This window comes from Methylophaga sp. UBA2689 (assembly GCA_002354555.1).
GTDB lineage: Bacteria > Pseudomonadota > Gammaproteobacteria > Nitrosococcales > Methylophagaceae > Methylophaga.
In genome coordinates this window covers 1-4,408 of record DELT01000090.1, presented here as the reverse complement: position 1 = coordinate 4,408, position 4,408 = coordinate 1, and the positions used below count along the sequence as shown (strand labels likewise).

At 45.6% G+C, this 4,408-nt stretch carries 6 protein-coding genes; 4 read left to right on the top strand and 2 right to left on the bottom strand.

All coding sequences use genetic code 11. The features are described 5' to 3' along the window. The coding region (locus tag B3M51_RS10420) for a PHP domain-containing protein (protein ID WP_292758986.1) at nt 1-809 on the bottom strand (809 nt) is incomplete at its 3' end. Between the two features lie 52 nt (nt 810-861). Here B3M51_RS10420 and B3M51_RS10415 point away from each other — a divergent pair. From B3M51_RS10415 to B3M51_RS10400, 4 genes are read left to right on the top strand one after another with little or no spacing between them, the layout of a single operon-like run. Next, entirely contained in the window at nt 862-1,455 is a 594-nt protein-coding gene (locus B3M51_RS10415; RefSeq protein WP_292758983.1) for a septation protein A, read from the top strand. Beyond that, nucleotides 1,455-1,754: a YciI family protein gene (locus tag B3M51_RS10410; protein ID WP_292758980.1), complete on the top strand. Its 300-nt coding sequence runs from the start codon at nt 1,455-1,457 to the stop codon at nt 1,752-1,754. Before B3M51_RS10415 ends, B3M51_RS10410 begins: the two co-directional genes overlap by 1 nt. Then, nucleotides 1,751-2,020 carry a BolA family protein gene (locus B3M51_RS10405; RefSeq protein ID WP_292758977.1) on the top strand — a complete coding sequence of 90 codons (270 nt, stop codon included), beginning with the start codon at nt 1,751-1,753 and terminating at the stop codon, nt 2,018-2,020. Before B3M51_RS10410 ends, B3M51_RS10405 begins: the two co-directional genes overlap by 4 nt. 8 nt (nt 2,021-2,028) lie before the next feature. Continuing rightward, complete coding sequence (locus tag B3M51_RS10400) at nt 2,029-4,200, top strand: PilZ domain-containing protein (protein ID WP_292758974.1); 2,172 nt, start codon at nt 2,029-2,031, stop codon at nt 4,198-4,200. 58 nt (nt 4,201-4,258) lie between these two features. Here B3M51_RS10400 and B3M51_RS10395 read toward each other — a convergent pair whose 3' ends face one another. Then, on the bottom strand, nt 4,259-4,405 hold the full coding sequence (locus B3M51_RS10395; RefSeq protein WP_292759134.1) for a metallopeptidase TldD-related protein: 147 nt from the start codon (nt 4,403-4,405) through the stop codon (nt 4,259-4,261). Nucleotides 4,406-4,408 lie beyond the last annotated feature (3 nt).

Below are 4,408 nucleotides of genomic sequence, written 5' to 3'. Positions count from 1 at the left end.
GGTTTACAGGAAGCAGGCAATGGCAGGAAGCGTCCAAGCTCACTCCAAGTCTGTTCTGGACCATGAAAATCTGATCCACAGGAAGCCAGCAACTCATAATGTTTTGCCAGGGCTGCTACATTTCTCAGTTGATCGGGATGCTGATGCCCGGAGCTGACCTCAATGGCTTGTCCACCCGCTGTTTTAAAATCATCAATCAGCCGTCGCAGCTTGGTACCGGTCATTTTATAACGTAACGGATGAGCAATAACCGCCTGGCCGCCCGCCTCGATTATCCATTCAACTGCGGATTCCAGATCAGTCCACTGTCCCGGCACATATCCGGGTTTGCCTCTCACCAGAAAACGCTTGAAGACATCTTTAGCATTGGAAGCATGGCCTTGTTCGACCAGGAATTGTGCAAAATGCATTCGTCCTAACATTGTTTTCGATGCATATTTTCCCGCACCTTCAAGCGCCCCCGAAATACCGGATTTTTCCAAACGCTGCGCAATTTGTTCGGCTCTTTGCTGCCGATATTGGCGGATATTGGCTAAACCGTTTTGCAATTTAGCATTTTCAATATCAATGTTCAGCCCGACAATATGTACTGTACTGCTATTCCAGCTGACCGAAATTTCTACCCCGGGAACCAATGTGAGTGGCTGATCTGCGGCAGCCTCAAGCGCAGCTGTAATACCCTCTGTACCATCATGATCAGTAAGCGCCAGCACATCGACTCCTTGCTGAACAGCTCGTTCAACCAATGCTTTTGGAGACAGGGCGCCATCAGAGGCGGTGGAATGACAATGTAGGTCATAGTGCGTCATGGTGTTGATTTTACGTTAGAATGTGGCATCTCTGTAATAACTGAACAAAAAGATGAAACTATTTACTGATTTTCTGCCCATTATCCTGTTTTTCATTGCTTATAAATTTGGTGGTGGCGTCTACCACTGGAATGGTCAGGAATATGAGGTGGCCGGCATCTATGCTGCAACAGCGGTAATGATGGTCGCTACTCTGCTTCAGGTTCTTTATGGTTTGCTGCGTCACGGCAAAGTGGAAAGACAGCATTTAATCACCTTTATTCTGGTGATGGTGCTTGGCGGGGCCACGCTCTGGTTACAGAACCCGGAATTTGTGATGTGGAAACCCACTGCGGTGAACTGGTTGTTTGCATTAGCTTTTATCGGAGCCCGATTGTTTACCGATAAAACCCTGCTTGAGCGTCTGATGGCAGCGCACCTGCAATTGCCAACCGTGGTCTGGTCAAGACTGAATACTGCGTGGATTCTGTTTTTTATCTTTTCCGGATTTCTGAATATTTATATCGCGTATTACTACTCAGAAGAAACCTGGGTGAACTTTAAATTATTTGGCTCTTTGGCCATTACAGTGGTATTTATTGCCGGGCAGGCTATTTATCTATCCCGTCATATAAATGAAAATAATGATTCGAAGGATGCATCCTGATGTTATATGCCATTATCAGCGAAGATAAGCCCGATAGTCTGCAGCGGCGTTTGGCTGCCCGTCCGGCTCATCTTGATCGTATTAAGGCGTTACAGGATAAAGGTCGTTTAGTGTTGGCTGGTCCACATCCGGCAATTGACAGCGAAGATCCCGGTGAAGCCGGATTCAGTGGCAGTTTAGTAGTCGCAGAATTTGACGATTTGCAAAGCGCCCGGATTTGGGCCGAGGCCGACCCCTATATTGAGGCCGATGTTTACGCCAAAGTAACTGTTAAACCATTTCGTAAGGTCTTACCTTGAGTTTATCAACACAACAAAAACTGGAGCAGGCGCTACAGCAGCTTGATCCGATTCAGTTGCAGATCAGCGATGATAGTCATCTGCATGCCGGACATGCAGGGAATACCGGTGGTGGCCACTTCACGGTATTTATTGTCAGCGACGCGTTCGCCGGTTTATCTTTAATCAAGCGTCACCGGCTGGTCTATGACGCTGCGGCTGAATTACTTCCTTCTGCTATTCATGCGTTAAGCATTCAAGCTAAAACGCCTGATGAACTGAAATAATTCGGGCAATGGCAACGGAAAGCAGCAAAGCTCAAAACCAGGCTTTTCTGGCCCAGCTGGAACGACAAAGATTACAAAAACCCTGTCAACGCATCATTGATTTACGCGGTAAAGTGACAGGCGAATGTCAGCCTTATGAGTTTGGCGATGTCACCCACTATTTGGACGACCGTAGTTATTTAATACTCAAGCAGCTTGTTGAACGCATGGGGGGGCATTACACCGTCGGTGTATACGAAGCACTGATGCAGGCCATACGCCAGTTTCAACAGCAATCACAACAGCAGCAACCCACTCCCGTTGAGGACGATGGTGTGTTGCTTATCCGGCTGGATAAACCGGTAAGTCGTCAGGCGCCCCGCATGCTATTAACGCTGCCGGTCACCATACAAGTGGGTGAACTTAGCTACCATGCGATGACCCTGGATGTCAGCATTGATGCTATCCGTGTCAGCATGAAGCATGTATCTGCATTGGAAAAAAATGATACTGTTAATGTCAGTTTTGAACACTTTCCCGACATTCATAATACCGAGCCCACACTCATAGCGTTTGACGTTACCCGGATGCATCATGAGGATCAGCGAACATTTGCTGTATTACGCTTTCATGACTCGGTCGGTAATGATGTTCGTCAAGCGTGGCAAAACTGGTTAAGCAATCGAAATCAGCACAGTCCTGCTGAACTGAATAATGAAATTCTTAATCTGACACAAAATTGTCTGTTACGTTTATACAGCCAGCTAATGCCCAGCCTGCTCTGCTGGATGGGTGAACAGCAATCGCCCAATGTTACGGCTCTCCATAGCAGCACTGTTTGTGATCAGATTTTCATCAACACATCTGACTTGCTGTCCATCGTAAAAAGAGTGCTTTCTCATATCGAGCAAAACAATTTAAATTGCGGGTTTGTGGCACTTCATGCTGAAAAGCTGGTGGTGATTGATGCCAGTGAAATAGCAAGGCTAAGACAATTTTGGCCTTGGCCCGAAAAAACACAACTTTGGCATTTCAATGTCTCAGCATTGGAAGTTGATGAAGCAATTTATCATCCGTATTTTGATATCATGGCTCAATCGGATCCACGCATTGCCGTTGATTTTTCACGCAAGGTTTCACAGTTAAAAAACTTGGTAGAAATCACCGATATTACGGCCTGCTTGCAACAGCTAAGCAGTGATGAAAAGCTAATTCATGCTGATGAAAATATCGAAAAACCGGCGGTTCTTTTTAACTTACCGCCTATCAGTTCGCTCAAAGCATTTATTCAACGCCAGCAAAGCCGCTATACCGTGCTTACTCCCGTCAGTTTATTTGTAAATAGTCAGGAACATGCGTCGCAAACCAACGAAGTTTCGATTAATGGACTGTCGTTAACCGTCAATGCTGATTTGCCGGTGAAGATAGGTGCCCGGGTAACCTTACATTTCACCCGCTGGCAATCACAGCGCCCGCAATTAAATTTACGTAGTGTGCCGTATGAAGTTAAGCGAGTGCAGAAGTTTGCTGAACAAACTGAACTTGGTTTGCAACGCCTGGTCACCCAATGCCCATTCGCTGTAAATCAGTTTTTTGAAAAGGCCATTAAAGATAACCAACAGTCATTATCGCGGCGCGAAGATGATTTATTGCAAATGCAGTACAGTCGGGTTTATCTGGATCTGCTGAGTCACGCACCACTCAATACAGCGCTATTTTTTGGCCTGGATATTCAACAAAAACGCGTGTTGCAGGCGGTGGCTGGCCATTCTCAGTTGTTAAATCATACTGACAACAAATTATGGCAGTCGATTTCCAATTCCATTCAGCGCATCACTCTGCAGTTAAAAACAGTTCATACTGAAAATGTGGTGACTCATGGAATGGGATTGTATTGTTATCGCTCTGGTCATCAGCCCTGGCAAATCATCTGTGAACATGAACTGCAATCAGCAGAGGCCAAAAATCTGCTTTTGCACAGACTGTTTAATTCGGAAAATTATTATATTTTTCATTGTCAGCTGGTCAACAACAAAACTGACTGGTTGCATGATGAGCAGGATTTGATACGTCAAATCAATGCGTTACGTAACCAAAGCGCTCATCGCATTAAAAACCTAAGGCAGATGCTATTTTCAATATTTGCTGTGGCCTATTTAACGGATATCACTAGCTTCGTCCGCGATAGCATCGATTCTTAAACCAAGACTGGTTGTTCTTTCATCTCCGCCTCGGTTGTGAGATGAAAATCAACAAGCCCTAAGCCGCCACCATCATTTTGTCGATCCACACCGAACCGCTACGGATATTGCTACGTAAGTCCACATCATTAGCTACCGCTTGGATACCTTTGAACATATCCTGTAACTGACCGGCAATGGTGAATTCATCAATGGCATATTGAATTTC

Excerpts from the sequence above, each read along its gene's own strand:
- B3M51_RS10415 (WP_292758983.1), top strand. The coding sequence starts at position 862 with ATGAAACTATTTACTGATTTTCTGCCCATTATCCTGTTTTTCATTGCT.
- B3M51_RS10410 (WP_292758980.1), top strand. The coding sequence starts at position 1,455 with ATGTTATATGCCATTATCAGCGAAGATAAGCCCGATAGTCTGCAGCGG.
- B3M51_RS10400 (WP_292758974.1), top strand. The coding sequence starts at position 2,029 with ATGGCAACGGAAAGCAGCAAAGCTCAAAACCAGGCTTTTCTGGCCCAG.